Origin of the sequence: Vibrio sp. CJQ_6 (genome assembly GCF_043106745.1) — a bacterium.
In the GTDB taxonomy this organism is placed as follows: Bacteria; Pseudomonadota; Gammaproteobacteria; order Enterobacterales; family Vibrionaceae; genus Vibrio; species Vibrio furnissii.
In genome coordinates, this window is record NZ_JBICMV010000006.1 from 1 (window position 1) to 315 (window position 315).

Consider the following 315-nt stretch of genomic DNA (forward strand, 5'->3'; position numbering starts at 1 on the left):
ATCTAAGTACCCCGAGGAGAAGAAATCAACCGAGATTCCGATAGTAGCGGCGAGCGAAATTGGATTAGCCCTTAAGCTTTACATGCGTCAGGTGAAGGTTCTGGAAAGGACCGCGAAACAGGGTGATAGCCCCGTAGCCGACAGCGCATGTTCAGTGAAATCGAGTAGGGCGGGACACGTGTTATCCTGTCTGAATATGGGGGGACCATCCTCCAAGGCTAAATACTCCTGACTGACCGATAGTGAACCAGTACCGTGAGGGAAAGGCGAAAAGAACCCCTGTGAGGGGAGTGAAATAGAACCTGAAACCGTGTA

Annotated in this window: 1 rRNA gene; it reads left to right on the forward strand. The window is 51.1% G+C overall.

From position 1 onward, the window contains the following. Nucleotides 1-314, forward strand: a 23S ribosomal RNA gene (locus tag ACF8PK_RS00595); the annotation flags it as partial. Between the last annotated feature and the right edge of the window lies 1 nt (nucleotide 315).